The organism is Pyxidicoccus sp. MSG2 (genome assembly GCF_026626705.1).
In the GTDB taxonomy this organism is placed as follows: Bacteria; Myxococcota; Myxococcia; order Myxococcales; family Myxococcaceae; genus Myxococcus.
Genome location: NZ_JAPNKC010000001.1, coordinates 11,449,200 through 11,461,999, shown reverse-complemented (window position 1 = coordinate 11,461,999; position 12,800 = coordinate 11,449,200). Strand labels below are relative to the sequence as shown.

Here is a 12,800-nt window from a genome sequence, read left to right as displayed (position 1 = left end):
GTGGTCTGCTTGCGACGGCTTTGATGTCGGTGGGATGTGGCGGAACCATGGAGCAGGAGGACGCCCTGGACCTGGAGTCGCAGAAGGCCCCGCTTCCCGACTGCTCCGTCAGCCCGGACAATCTGCGCAACTATTACAGCGACGCTGCCCACACGAACCTGGTCGGGCAATGGGGGTGCTGGTGCGGCGGGTTGTACTACTGGGGCACCGGCACGCAGTACATCGAGTACATCCTGGAGTGCTAGCCATTGCAGCGCCGCTACGCCAGTGCAGCGGCCAACGCGAGGAGCGCCCCCCTCGGCAGGAGGAGTCCGACGGGGGCGTTCGAGCATGCGTGGCTTCTCGCGCTACCTGCAGACGTTCTCGGGGACTTCCTCGATTGAGGTGGTGACCTCGGGAACGAGCACCTCGCCCGTGCTGCCGTCCACGAACACCTGCGTCTGGTGATCTCCGACGACCACACTCACCTCGTAGTACGCCTCCAGCCCTTCGCTCTCCTCTGGAATCCGGGGAGTCACGGAGACGATGCGTCCCCCGAGGCGCGTCCGGACCTTCTCGACTGCCTCCATCAGCTCGATCCCCGGCCATCGCGCCATGGGCGGGCCCCCCGCGTCCAGGCAGATCAGGCACTGGTATTCGTAGGTGGCACTCGACGACGACCGCCACGCTTTCGCGGTGTTTCCAGCATTGGCCCAGGTCAGGTCGTTTCCGCCCTTGTCCCGCCAGAGGTTGTAGCAGCGGTTCAGCGCGAGGCCATACGCGGCCTGGTCGTTCTGGGGACTGAGCTCCGAGAGCTGAATGATGCCGGTGGCCCAGCTCTTGTAGGCCGAGCAGGCCCTGATGCGGGGGAGGGCCAGGGCCGTGCTGGCGCTCAGACAGACCAAGGCAACCACAACTTTGGAAAGAGACTTGGGACCGTTCACGGGACACCTCGAATTGTAAGAGATTGCAACCGCCCCTGATGTGAGCGGCACGCTTCTCAATCGCAAGCGCCATGCCGGCGCCGGGTGTCTGGAATTTCCTCGGGTTCCCCGCGAGGCAGTGACCAAAGAGGCCACAATCCGAAGCGGCGCGTAACGCCAAACACAACAGCCTCGCGAGAGGATTTGGTGAAAGTCTTTCTCGTGAGAATTATTCGGGATGGCTGGAACTTCATGAATTGCGTTGCTATAGACATTGTGTGGCGTGAATGCAATTGGGTCACCCACGCTGTTCGTCGCGGGGGCTGCCAGGCCGCCGGGACGGGGAGGGGCATCCCCCGCTTCTCGCGCTCCGCGATGCGGCGCCTCTCGACGTCTATCGGCGCGAGCGTCGCTCGCTGTCCACGCGCCCCGATCTCGCGGCGTACTGCCCGACTGCTTCGTCGCGAAGCTCCGTAGGGAAGCTCGTTCACCCTGGCCCCCGCTCCCCCTTGCGCCCGACCCCACTCCATAGTTAGCTATATAGCGCGCTATAGAACGGAGGCGCGAGCATGGAAGTCGATCTTCTGGCGGGGTTTGGCGTCGGGTTCCTGGGCAGCCGACTCAAGCGACTGGCCGAGCGGATGCAGGCCGACGCGGCCGAGGTGGCACGGTCGCTGGACCTGCCGGTGCAGCCGGCCCAGGTGTCGCTCTTGATGACGATCCGCCTGCACGGGCCGATCACGGTGGGCGAACTGGCCGAACGCCTGCAACTGGCCCAGCCCACCGTCACTCGTGCACTCGGCACGCTGGGGGACTTCGTCGAGGCGCGCCGCTCGCCGGGCGACCAGCGCACGAAACGACTGGCCCTGACGGCGAAGGGCGAGGCCCTGGTGGTCCGTATCCAGACCGTGCTGATGCCGCGCATCGAGCCCGCCGCCGCCGAACTGGTTGAAGGGCTGTCCGGCGGCTTCATGCAGGACCTGGCCAAGGTGGAGGCGCGGCTGGCCGAGAAATCGCTGCTGCGCCGGATCGAGTCCGCCGGTCCGCCCAGGATGTGGGCGCGCGACTTCTCCGACGACCTGGCCGAGGCCTTCTACCGGATCAACGCCGAATGGATTCAGGACATGTTCGTTCTCGAGGAGAACGACATCGCCCTGCTGTCGCGGCCGCGCGAACTGATCCTCGACAAGGGCGGGGTGGTGCTGTTCGCCGAAACGCCGGAACTGGGCGTGGTCGGGACCTGCGCCCTGATGGTCTCCAAGGACGGCTGGGTCGAGCTGACCAAGATGGGGGTCCTGAAGAGCGCCCGGGGCCTGAAGGTCGGCGAGTTCCTGCTGGCCAAGACGCTCGAGCGGGCCGCCAGCCTGGGCATGGACAAGGTCTACCTGCTGACCAACAAGAAGTGCGGGCCGGCCATCCACCTCTACGAGAAGCTGGGCTTCGTCCACGACGCCGAGATCATGCGTCTGTTCGGCGCGCGGTACGAGCGATGCGACGTGGCGATGGCGTATCGGCGGAGCCCCTGTCGTGGGTGACGATGCGGTACCCCCATCTGCCAGTGCGCCCCCTGCCCCACCGGACGAGGGCAGAGGGCGTTTGTCTTCATACCCTGGCAGCTGGCGCGACCGGAGCACGGGGGCTACTGCGGCTGCGGTTGCTCCAGCGCCTCCAGCATGCGCACCTTCAGCTTGGGGCTCGGGCTGTCCCCCACCGAGGCCGCCTGACGCTGAATCACATCGGTGCGGCCCATGAAGCGCAGTCCGTCCAGCGCGGCCAGCCGGATGGAGGTGGGCTCCGCCGCGTTGCCCAGCACGGCGCCGAGCTGCTCCGCGTACGCGACGAGCCCCAGGCCGCCGAGCTGCATCAGCGCGAGCTTGCGCACCTCCGGCTGCGAGGAGGTGCTGGAGGCCGCGAGCCGGGAGAGGAGCGCGCCGTCGGCGGCGGTGAAGAGGCCGCGGTGCGTCAGGTCCGCCATCGCGCTGTAGCGCAGGTAGGGCACGGACGCGTCGAGCTGCGCGAGCGCCACCGGCTTGAACGCCTGCGGGTCCCTCCAAGTCTGCTGGTAGTTGGCAATCGCCGCGCTGTAGCTCGCGGCCTCCTGCGGGTCGGCGGCCACGATGGAGTGCGCGCTGGCCGCCAGCTGGAGCGCGCCCGCCGCGTCCCTCGAGAGGAAGAGCAGGTAGGAGCTGCCCGGCACGAGCTGCCTGTCCGCGGTGTACGTGTCATGCGTGAGCTGGAACTGGGTGGGCGTCTGGCCGGTGAGCTGTACCGACGTCGTGAAGCCCATCGCCGTGCCGCTGTTGGACGTCAGCTGCGCGATGACCGCGGACTGGGAGGCCACCAGCTGGAGGCCGAGCGCATCGCCTCCGGGAGGGATGTCCAACGCGAGCGCCTTGCCCGCGCCCAGCAGAAGGGTCATGCAGAGAATGAAGCTGAACAGGAATTGCTTCTTCATGGAATGCCTCGTCTGGAATCAGGGGTGGATGATCTTCAGGTAGCTCTTGCCGTAGCGCTCGAAGTACGGCGTCTTCGTGGCGCGGGTGGTCGGGTTCGCCTGGCCGATGCGGGCGTAGAGCAGCGACTTGCCGCCGGGGTCCATGATGTGGTGGCCCACGTCGAAGCGGTCCGACGGGTTCGCGTCGTCATAGGCCTCGCAGTTGTGTGAATCCTCGCAGCCCTGCAGCCGCGTCGGGCCCATGGAGACCAGGCCGAAGCTGTGGCCCGCCTCGTGCGCCGCGGTGCGGCCGATGGCCGTCGACACATCCTTCACGCGCATGGCGAGCGTGTCGGTGAGCTCCGCGGGAGTGGTGGAGACGAGGCGGTCCACCAGCACGGAGCGGAACGTGTCGATGTAGACCTGCGACGTCTGCGTCTTGTTGGTGTTCTTGTAGTCCCCCGGTGACACGCCGAAGAGGCCGGGCTTGTTGCCGATGAGGAACTTCACCGTGTGCACGCCCGTGCCCGGGGCACTGACGAGGGTGATGGCCGTGCCGGCGTAGGCGTTGGCGAAGAAGCTCGCCACGCCCGCCTTCACGTCGTTGACGAAGGCGGTCTGCTGCGCGGCGGTGAGCGGCCCGTTGAGCGTGCCCGTGGCAATCGCCTTGAGCTCGGCGTCGAGGCCGGACGCGGACCAGTCGAGGAACACCGGCTGGCTGCCGTTGGCGGCGAGGTCGTTCTTCCGCTCGAGGATGAAGGCATCGATGCTGCCGACGACGTTACCGTTGGGCGTCGCGCGCCAGGTCTCGCCGTCCACCACGTTGACGCCGAGCGAGAGCGGCACCCCCGACTGCTGCCACACGTTGTTGGCGTCCGTCTGGTCCCACACCATGAATCCGCCCCCGTTGACGCGCAGGTGGGCCCAGCCGGCCATGTTTTCCTGCCACTGGAGCGTGTTGTCGTCGAACCGCTGGATGTAGCCCTGGACGTTCACCGAGGAGCTGGTGACCAGGATGTCCGTCTGGGGCTGGGTGACGCAGCCCCGGTCGAAGCCGAAGAGAGGAACCGCGGCCAGCGCGAGCCCCACGACCCACTTCCGGGACGCGGGGCGGCTGGAGGAATGTGCCTTCATGTGTGTGTCCTTTGCGAAGCCGGGCGGCAGGTCGCCCGCGGGGAGGGCCATTGCAGCCGGCCTGCCAGTGGCTCGTGCCCCCTGGAGCGCCATCCCGCTCGTGCAGGAGAGGCAATAACGGCCCTTCGCGTAGCCCCCGCGCGAGGCAGGTCTTGCCCATGGGGCAACCATTGCCCCGCCCAGGGGGCCCGCCGTGGTTTGCTTCCCCCATGGAGCCCCCCAGCGCGAAAGAAACCGTGGATGCGGGCCAGCAGCGCCGCGCCTCTCCCGGCGAGCCGGAACGCCTCTCCCTGCTGGTGATGGAGGGAAGCTCGTCCTCGATTGTGCCCCTGCCTCGCGACGGCGCGCTCACCATCGGCCGCGGCGCGGGCGTCGAGCTCCTCGTACAGGACGCCTCGGTGAGCCGGCGCCACGCCCGGCTGAGCGTGGTGGAAGGCGAGGCCCGAATCACCGACCTCGACAGCCACAACGGCGTCCGCGTCAACGGCGAGCTCATCTCCGGCGAGCAGGTGCTGCGCAGCGGAGACGTGGTGATGCTGGGAGACGTCACGCTCGTCTTCCACCGGAGGGACATCCCCCCGCCACAGCGGCTCCTGCTGGGCGCCGCCCCGCTGCGGGACAGGTTGGCGGAGGAGCTGGAGCGGGTGCTGCGCTACGAGCGCGCGCTGAGCGTCGTCGCGCTGGCCCTGGGACCCACGGATGTCCCCCTGGAGGAGCTGGTCCGGGCGCTCGGCGGCGGCCTGCGGCTGATGGACCTGGTGGGACGGGGCGGGCCCACGCAGCTCTTCGTCCTGCTGCCCGAGCTGACGGCGGAGGAGGCGGAGGAGGTCGTCCAGCCCATGCTGGAGAGCCTCGTCCCGCTGGCGCCCGAGGTGCGGGCGGGCGTGGCCTGTGCCCCGCAGGACGGGCTGGACGCGGACACCCTCATCTCCGCGGCACGGGCGGTGGCACTGACAGCGCCCTCCGGCGGCCTTCGCATCAGCGGCCCGGACCTGTACCAGCTCGCGCTCGGAGATCGCTCGGTGATGGTGGCGGACGAGGCCATGGTGCGCCTCTTCGAGCTGCTCCGACGGCTGGCCTCGAGCCCCATCCCCGTCCTCATCCATGGCGAGACGGGCGCGGGCAAGGAGAACGCCGCCTGGGCCGTCCACCACTGGTCGCCGCGCGCGCAGCGGCCGTTCATCTCCCTCAACTGCGCGGCCCTGCCGGAGAGCCTCGTGGAGAGCGAGCTGTTCGGCGCCGAGCGGGGCGCCTTCTCCGGCGCGGTGGCCTCGCGGGCCGGCCTGCTGGAGCGGGCCAGCGGGGGCACGCTCTTCCTCGACGAGGTGGCGGAGCTGCCTCTGTCCGTGCAGGCCAAGCTGCTGCGCGCGCTGGACCAGCAGCGCATCACCCGCCTGGGAGACTCGCGCGAGCGCCCGGTGGACCTGCGCATCGTCGCCGCCACCCACCGCGTGCTCGCGGACGAGGTGAAGGCCGGCCGCTTCCGCCAGGACCTCTTCTTCCGCCTGTCGGCCTCCGTCGTCGTGCTGCCGCCCCTGCGAAACCGTCCCCGCGAGCTGCCGCTGCTGGCCACCCGCTTCCTCCAGGAGGCCCTGGCCCGCGCGGGCAGGACGGCGCCGCGCATCTCCGCCGCCGCCATGGACGTGCTCCGGGCACACCCGTGGCCGGGCAACGTGCGCGAATTGAAGAACGTCATGGAGTACGCCGCCACCACCGCCACCGGCCCCCTGCTGGAGGCCTCCCACCTGCCGGACTCCCTCCAGCGTCCCCCGGGAGAGGAAGCCCCTCCCCTACCGCCCACGGCGCCCGCCCCGGACACGGCCCCCGCGAGCTTCCGCCCCATCGCCGAGGAGGTCCGCGAGCTGGAGGACCGCCGGATGCGAGAGGCCCTGGAGGCCGCCGGCGGCGTACAGACGCGCGCCGCGCAGCTCATCGGCATGCCGCTGCGGACCTTCAAGTTCAAGGCCCGGCGCTACCAGCTCCCGCGCCCTCGCGCGGCTCGCGAGTGATGACGCAGGCACGCCTCATGCAATCCGCCTCCGCGAACAGCACGAAAGGGCGAACGGTCATGAAGGACGGAATCGACCAGCGGAGCGCGGTGGCGCTGATGGCCATCCTGGTTTCACTCGTGGGGTGCACGGCCCACGGAAGCATCACGAGCACGGCGACGGACGGCGGGACTCCGGAGGTCAGCGAGCTCGCCACGCACTGTCCCGGAGGGACGACCTGCCCGGGCGACGGCAACGGTCCCGGCATCTACGTCTCCGACACCGGCAGCTACTGCCTCTGGCTCTACCCCGCGAGCAACCTGCGCTTCTGCCCGGAGTCCTTCGAGAACCAACCGGCGAGGGGGGACGGTGTGAGCAGCGTGCGGCTCAAGGGGCGGCTCTGGTCCGGAGCCGAGGACACGGTGGTCCTCAGCACCCCCATCCAGGTCCGCTACGACGGCGACAAGCAGGGCAGCCTGCTCAAGGTGGAGCCCTCCACCGTGCCGGGCACGTCCCGACTCGGCTTCACCTACCTGCTCGAGGGCGCGGTGAATCCCGCTCACGTGGTGGGCTCGACGCTGCCGAAGCTGATGCTGCTCTTCAGGGTCGACACCCCGGACGCATATACCCTCGAGCTCACCTTCACGGAGGTCGCGCTCGCGGGCGCGCCCAACCCGGACAGGCCAGACACGCAGCTCAAGCTCTTCCGCTATCGAGCCAGGTACGACAACACCCGGCGGAATATCTCCGGGTACTACTGCTCGGAGCCGGGCGACGCACAGGCCACTCCCGAGGGCGAGAAGACGCCGCTCTCGCTCTCCGTCCTGCCGGCGCACCAGGTGAATGGCGCCACGGGCGTCATCAACACCTCCGCGAGCTCGGTCACCATGGCCTGTGTCTCGGGCGCCATCGTCACCTGCATGGAGAACTGGGGCTACGTGCCCTGGAACCCCACGCTCGAGGCCAACGGGAACCCGACCCTGCTCCTCGGTGCCTGCATCCAGGGCAAGCGTGCCGCCTACTTCGCCCACCCGAAGACGCACCCGTATCAGGACTTCAACAGCTACACGGTGGAGGGAACCGACATCCGCATCCGCGACAACGTCATCAACTTCGGGAAGCTCAGCATCGAGCAGGGAAACATCGAGGCCATCTGGAACACCACGGGAGCAGTCTGCTTCAATCCGACCAATCAGCGCCGGCCGGACCTCTTCAACCTGGAGTACTGGAATCAAGAGGCCCTGCCCCTGCTCCCCGCCTGCACCGCGCAGGACATCCAGCCCCACCGCATCATCACCGGCAAGGCCGCGCCCTGACTCAGCGCTGTCCCCGGCTCGCGGCGAGGCGTGCCAGCAGCGACTCCACCTCGCCCGCGAGCTCCTGGTGCCGCGGCAGCAGGAGCGGATTGAGCTCGAAGGCCCGCGCGAAGGCGGCGCGGGCCTGGAGCGCGGCCTCCTGGCGCGTGGCGAGGCCGTCCGTCCCACTGGCCCGCATGAGGAGCAGGCCCCCGCGGATGAGGTGGGCCTGCGCCAGGTTCCCATCGAGCTTCAGGGCCCGCTCCACCTGGTCCAGGCCGCTCGCAATGGCCGCGCTCGCTCCGGCGGGTGGCAGCGCCTGGGCCAGCCGCCAGTAGACGCGCGCCAATTCCTGGTGGGCCTCGAAGTAGGGAACCATGTCCACGGCGCGCTGTGCCTCGGCCCGCGCCCTGTGCAGCAATGGCAGGCTTGGCCTGCCCTGCCGTCCCGCCCACTCCGCCTCCGTGAGCGCCACCCGCGCGCCGACGACGCGGCAGTCGACACACCCGGGCGCGCCCCGGTAGGCCCGCTCCAGCGCGGCGCGGCTCGCTTCCAGCTCGGCGGCGGGATTGCCTCCGTCCCGCATCGCCTGGAGCGCCGCGAGGTGGTGCGCCTCCGCCATGTAGAGGTGGCTGCGTCCGTCCGTGGGGTTGATGCGCAGCCCCCGCTCCAACTGCTGGCGGGCGCGCTCCAGCGGCGGGCGCACGTCCCCTCCGGCCTCCAGCAGGTACTGCGCGCGCATCAGCTCCGCGGCGGCCATGCCGCCCAGCGCCGAGGAATGGTTCGCGTTGATGGCGAGGCTGCGCTCGCCCGCCTCGATGGACCTGCGCGCGTGCGCCTCGGGGTCCAGCCCGCGGCCGAGGCCGTATTCGGCCAGCGCGTTGTAGACGTGAACCTGATTCGACCAGGCATAGAGGTATTGAGGGTCCGCCCGCGCGGCCTGCTCGAAGTACCGCGCCGCCTCCGCGAACTCCGGGCGGGGGTCCTCGCCGTGCTCCCGGAGGTGGTTGCCCTTGTTGAAGTGGATGAGCGCCAGGTCGTTCAGTGCCCACGGATAGTCGGGCTGGAGCTGGAGCGCGTGCTCCAGCCGGACGATGGCCTCGTCCCAGAAGGAGTGGGGGTCGCGCTGGTTCCGCCACTCGTAGAGCCCGCGCGTGTAGTAGCCGCTGGCGAGCGCATCATGGGCATACACGTCGTTCGGAGCCCGCTCCACCGCGCGCAGCCCGGAGGCAATCCAATCCGTGAGAACAGGCTCCAGTTTCTCGACGGCCCCCTGGGTGTTCTCGACCTTGTACTGGCGCATCAGGGCATAGGCTCGCTGCCGGTAGGACATGGAGCGGTGGGGCGCGGCGCGGGCGGCCTGGGCGGTGGCCGCCAGCGTGCGCTCCAGCGCGTCCCGGGCGGGCCGGCCCTGGTCGAGCTCGACGTCCACGCGCTCCAGCCACGTCTGCGCGAGCGCCTCGTAGCTGCTCGCGTCGCTCCGCCCCGCCTCCAGGGCCTGCGTGTACAGCGTGGCGGCCTCCTCGAGTCCCGCCCGGGCCGCGTCGTAGTCCCCGCGCTCCCGCCGCTCCACCGCCCTGGCAAGGGCCACATCGCCGGCGAGCCTCCGGGCCTCGTACATCCACGGCGCGGACACGGTGGCTCGCGCGGCCGCCCGCGCCGCCGCGTCGTAGTCCTTGCGGTAGAGGGCGATGAGGCCCTCGAGGTAGTGGGGCGACTCCAGCTCCAGCGCGCGGCTGCGCTCGAGGGACTGGAGCGCGGGCACGAGGTATTCCTGCTCCAGGGCCTGCTGGCGCTTCGCCACCCAGGCCTTGTCGCCACCGCGTCGCATGTCCTCCAGCCCCTGGCGGTACCTCGCGCCGAGCGCCTGGCCCAGGGCGTAGTGCAGCTCGGGTGAGTCCAGGCCCAGCTGGTGCGCCTGCGTCAGCTCCGCGTGCGCCTGCTCGAACTCCTGCATCGCCAGGTGGCCCCGCCCCAGCGCGTAGTGAATCAAGGCCTGGCCGTACTCATCCAGCTCCCGCGCCTGCGAGGCGATGCGCGCCATCCGCTCGCGGACGAGCTGCTGCTCCCGTTGGGTGTCGTGCAGCGGCAGGGCGTAGGCCGTGCGCAGGAACCACTCAATCTCCTTCACCTGCTGGCCCACCTGCTCGGCCAACCGGGCCCGCGTCGCGAGCTGGGCGCGCGTGTGCCGGGCCTCCAGCCACGAGCGCGCGCCCAGCACGGAGAGAACGAGGATGCTGGCCAGCGACAGCGCGGAGACCCCTACCAGCGCGCGGTGCTTTCGCGCGCGGCGCCGCCAGCGGTACAGCAGACCCGGGCGCCGCGCGAGGATGGGCTCGCCATCCAGGTACCGCCCCAGGTCCTCCGCGAGGGCGCGCGCGGACGCGTAACGCTGCTCCGGCTCCTTGTTGAGACACTTGAGGACCAGCGTCTCCAAATCCCCCGGCAGGTCCGGCACGTGCGCGCGTGGCGAGGGCGGCTCCTCCTGGAGCACCTTCGTGACGACGTCCGCGGCCGTGGCGGCGGAGAAGGGCGTCACGCCGGTGAGCAACTCATAGAACGTGGCGCCGAGGCTGTAGACATCCGTGCGGCGGTCGATGTGCGCCAGGTCTCCCCTCGCCTGCTCCGGCGCCATGTAGGAAGGCGTGCCCAGCAGCGCCCCCGTATGGGTGAGGCCGTGCCCGTGGGCGTCGTCGTAGGCCAGGCCGAAGTCCACGACGATGGGGAACCAGCGTCCGCCCTCGTGCCGCTCGACGAGGATGTTGGAGGGCTTGAGGTCCCGGTGGATGACGCCCAGCCGGTGCGCCTCGTGGACCGCGGCGGCGACGTCCCGCATCACCTGGACCTTCTCGGTCAGCGACATCCCGGAGGCCGCGTGGTCCAATCCCTGTCCCGCGACGAGCTGCATGGCGATGTACGGCCTTCCGCCGACTTCGCCGACCTCGAACACCTTGCACACGTGGGGATGGTCGATGCGGACCTGCGTCCTCGCCTCCTGGAGGAAGCGGTCTGCGCGCTCCGTGTTCGCATCCCGGATGAACTTGAGCGCCACCCTGCGCCCGAGCCTGCGGTCTCTCGCCTCGAAGACCTCGCCCATGCCTCCCTGACCCAGGCGTTCGAGGAACTCGTAGCGTTCCCAGTCGGGGAACGGGAGCGCCCGGCTCCGGTCCGGGACGGGGAGCGCTCCATCCATCGTGGCCATGTCGCCCGGCGCAGCCGCGCGTGGCCCCGACGGAGTCTCGTCATCGCCAGCGTTCGCCATGCCGCCAGTGTAACCCGTCTTCATCTGGCGACCGGGCGCTGCGCGCCATGAAGGCCTTCTTCACGCCCGCGTCGTTCATGCACCTCAGCCGTCTTTCATCTCGTGGGGCGCAGAGGTCTGCACGGACCAGCAACCGGCTTATGCTGTCCTTGTTGCCAATGAGGTTCGGCGGCGAGGACGGACGACGCGATGGAATCGATCAGGGCCGCGATCGAGGAACACTGGCGGGCATCCGAAAGCGGCGAGATCGAAGCCGAACACGCGATCTACGCCGAGGACGCTATCCTCGACTACCCGCAATCGGGTGAACGTTTCCGTGGTCGCACCACGATTGCGGCGCAACGCGGCGGGCACCCGGCCGATCGGCACTTCACCGTGCTACGGATCGTCGGCAGCGGGGATCTGTGGGTCAGCGAGTGCATCATCACCTATGACGGTGTGCCGACCCACTCGATCTCCATCATGGAATTTGCCGGCGAGTCGGTGGTGCACGAGACGCAGTACTTCGCCGCCCCCTTCCCCGCCCCCGAATCGCGGGCGGCCCTGGCGGAGCCTTCCTGATCTGACTTTCGGTGCGAGCGGACGACCCCTTCGTGCGCTGCGGGCGGCGGGCATCAGCCGCTAAGCCACCCGGGGTAAGTCCTGTCAGGGGGTAATATCGTTGCGGCCCATCCAATTGGAAGGCGCTGCGGCATGCGGAGGAGCCAGGGCGTCACGCTGACGCCTCGCGAACGCAGGAAGCTTCAGCGCCTGCTGCATCAGCAGCAGCACGCCGGGGAAGCGTTGCGCGCAACCATCCTCCTGTGGAGTGCTCAGGGCCAGAGCGCCAGCGCCATCGCGCGCACATTGGGGGTGACTCCTCGCACGGTGTACCGCTGCCGGCTCCCCTGGCGGCAGCAGGGCTGGCAAGGCCTGGCGGATGAGCCTCGCCCTGGCCGGCCTCCTCGAGTCACTGCTACCTACCTGCGGGTATTGATGCAGACGGTGCAGACCGACCCCAGGCAGTTGGACTTCTTCTTTGGTCGCTGGACGTGTGGGCGGCTGGCCTCCTATCTGAAGCAGCGCACGCAGGTGGCCCTGAGTGCGGAGTGGGCCTTGGGTACGCCCCTTCTACTTGCCCCCGTACACCTCAGAAACCCTCAACTGGATTGAGGGTTTCTGGGAGCACTTGAAGGAAACCTTCTTCAGCCGCATGCTGACCCGTGAGCGCGAGGCGTTCTACCCCGACACGGTGCGGCTGCTCTATCGACTGCAGCGCTCAGGACGGCTCGCGGTTCTCTCGCTACGCGAGCCCCCCTGACAGGACTTACCCCGGGTGGCTTAGCAGGGGCGCATCGGCTGGCACGACCTGCGCCATATCTACGGCAGTCACCTCGCCGTGCGCGGTGTCCCGCTGAAGGTCATCAAGGAGCTGATGGGCCACGCGACCATCGAGATGACCATGCGGTACGCCCACCTTGCGCCGGAGACTCGGGAGAGCGCGGTACTGCTGTGCATGAACCGGCACTACTGCGTCGCCACCTTCGCAGTGCGCAGAGTGCACGAGCCCAGCCCGCGTTATCGGCTGGCCATTCCGAGAGCGGCTGGTGCGGCAACATCTGGACACGCTGCGCTTGGGCGGAAGAAGCTACGATAAGGCCTGAGTGCCGTTACAACCCCGCACGTAGTAAGATGTGCGCTCGCACAGCACCGCCTTGGGTTAGCCCTCGGAAAGCCGTCCAAGCGCAGCAGCAATCGGGCGCGTTTACGCACAGCGCCTCGGATCGGGGGCATATGTGCTCATTC

At 69.2% G+C, this 12,800-nt stretch carries 11 protein-coding genes and 1 pseudogene; 8 read left to right on the top strand and 4 right to left on the bottom strand.

What is annotated here, in order from left to right:
* The first annotated feature begins 47 nt into the window (after positions 1-47).
* A complete protein-coding gene (locus OV427_RS44300; protein ID WP_267862279.1) occupies positions 48-245 on the top strand; it encodes a DUF6289 family protein in 198 nt (65 codons plus the stop codon).
* 102 nt (positions 246-347) lie between these two features.
* On the opposite strand, the gene OV427_RS44295 is transcribed toward OV427_RS44300, so the two are convergent.
* Positions 348-923 (bottom strand): PepSY domain-containing protein, encoded by a 576-nt coding sequence (locus tag OV427_RS44295; RefSeq protein WP_267862278.1) that lies wholly within the window; start codon positions 921-923, stop codon positions 348-350.
* Positions 924-1,471: 548 nt separating this feature from the next.
* Here OV427_RS44295 and OV427_RS44290 point away from each other — a divergent pair.
* Positions 1,472-2,437, top strand: a complete 966-nt coding sequence (locus OV427_RS44290) for a bifunctional helix-turn-helix transcriptional regulator/GNAT family N-acetyltransferase (protein WP_267862277.1) — start codon at positions 1,472-1,474, stop codon at positions 2,435-2,437.
* Between the two features lie 104 nt (positions 2,438-2,541).
* On the opposite strand, the gene OV427_RS44285 is transcribed toward OV427_RS44290, so the two are convergent.
* On the bottom strand, positions 2,542-3,357 hold the full coding sequence (locus OV427_RS44285) for a hypothetical protein (protein ID WP_267862276.1): 816 nt from the start codon (positions 3,355-3,357) through the stop codon (positions 2,542-2,544).
* An 18-nt stretch (positions 3,358-3,375) separates the two neighbouring features.
* On the bottom strand, positions 3,376-4,470 hold the full coding sequence (locus tag OV427_RS44280) for a hypothetical protein (protein ID WP_267862275.1): 1,095 nt from the start codon (positions 4,468-4,470) through the stop codon (positions 3,376-3,378).
* Positions 4,471-4,679: 209 nt separating this feature from the next.
* On the opposite strand from OV427_RS44280, the gene OV427_RS44275 reads away from it, so the two are divergent.
* Together OV427_RS44275 and OV427_RS44270 are read left to right on the top strand one after the other, a co-directional pair.
* A complete protein-coding gene (locus OV427_RS44275; RefSeq protein ID WP_267862274.1) occupies positions 4,680-6,479 on the top strand; it encodes a sigma 54-interacting transcriptional regulator in 1,800 nt (599 codons plus the stop codon).
* Between the two features lie 59 nt (positions 6,480-6,538).
* On the top strand, positions 6,539-7,774 hold the full coding sequence (locus OV427_RS44270) for an ADYC domain-containing protein (protein WP_267862273.1): 1,236 nt from the start codon (positions 6,539-6,541) through the stop codon (positions 7,772-7,774).
* 1 nt (position 7,775) lies between these two features.
* On the opposite strand, the gene OV427_RS44265 is transcribed toward OV427_RS44270, so the two are convergent.
* A complete protein-coding gene (locus tag OV427_RS44265) occupies positions 7,776-11,015 on the bottom strand; it encodes a serine/threonine-protein kinase (RefSeq protein WP_267862272.1) in 3,240 nt (1,079 codons plus the stop codon).
* A gap of 189 nt (positions 11,016-11,204) precedes the next feature.
* On the opposite strand from OV427_RS44265, the gene OV427_RS44260 reads away from it, so the two are divergent.
* From OV427_RS44260 to OV427_RS50920, 4 genes and pseudogenes are all read left to right on the top strand, one after another.
* Positions 11,205-11,576: a nuclear transport factor 2 family protein gene (locus OV427_RS44260; protein WP_267862271.1), complete on the top strand. Its 372-nt coding sequence runs from the start codon at positions 11,205-11,207 to the stop codon at positions 11,574-11,576.
* 132 nt (positions 11,577-11,708) lie between these two features.
* Positions 11,709-12,167: a helix-turn-helix domain-containing protein gene (locus OV427_RS50925; RefSeq protein WP_420718330.1), complete on the top strand. Its 459-nt coding sequence runs from the start codon at positions 11,709-11,711 to the stop codon at positions 12,165-12,167.
* 16 nt (positions 12,168-12,183) lie between these two features.
* On the top strand, positions 12,184-12,315 hold the full coding sequence (locus OV427_RS44255) for a hypothetical protein (RefSeq protein WP_267862270.1): 132 nt from the start codon (positions 12,184-12,186) through the stop codon (positions 12,313-12,315).
* 24 nt (positions 12,316-12,339) lie between these two features.
* Positions 12,340-12,501 (top strand): annotated as a pseudogene (locus OV427_RS50920) (tyrosine-type recombinase/integrase); the annotation flags it as partial.
* Positions 12,502-12,800: the final 299 nt, after the last annotated feature.

What these genes read in the sequence shown, in the direction of transcription:
- OV427_RS44300 (WP_267862279.1), top strand. Translation starts at nt 48, where the DNA reads ATGGAGCAGGAGGACGCCCTGGACCTGGAGTCGCAGAAGGCCCCGCTT.
- OV427_RS44290 (WP_267862277.1), top strand. Translation starts at nt 1,472, where the DNA reads ATGGAAGTCGATCTTCTGGCGGGGTTTGGCGTCGGGTTCCTGGGCAGC.
- OV427_RS44285 (WP_267862276.1), bottom strand. Translation starts at nt 3,357, where the DNA reads ATGAAGAAGCAATTCCTGTTCAGCTTCATTCTCTGCATGACCCTTCTG.
- OV427_RS44280 (WP_267862275.1), bottom strand. Translation starts at nt 4,470, where the DNA reads ATGAAGGCACATTCCTCCAGCCGCCCCGCGTCCCGGAAGTGGGTCGTG.
- OV427_RS44275 (WP_267862274.1), top strand. Translation starts at nt 4,680, where the DNA reads ATGGAGCCCCCCAGCGCGAAAGAAACCGTGGATGCGGGCCAGCAGCGC.
- OV427_RS44270 (WP_267862273.1), top strand. Translation starts at nt 6,539, where the DNA reads ATGAAGGACGGAATCGACCAGCGGAGCGCGGTGGCGCTGATGGCCATC.
- OV427_RS44265 (WP_267862272.1), bottom strand. Translation starts at nt 11,015, where the DNA reads ATGGCGAACGCTGGCGATGACGAGACTCCGTCGGGGCCACGCGCGGCT.
- OV427_RS44260 (WP_267862271.1), top strand. Translation starts at nt 11,205, where the DNA reads ATGGAATCGATCAGGGCCGCGATCGAGGAACACTGGCGGGCATCCGAA.
- OV427_RS50925 (WP_420718330.1), top strand. Translation starts at nt 11,709, where the DNA reads ATGCGGAGGAGCCAGGGCGTCACGCTGACGCCTCGCGAACGCAGGAAG.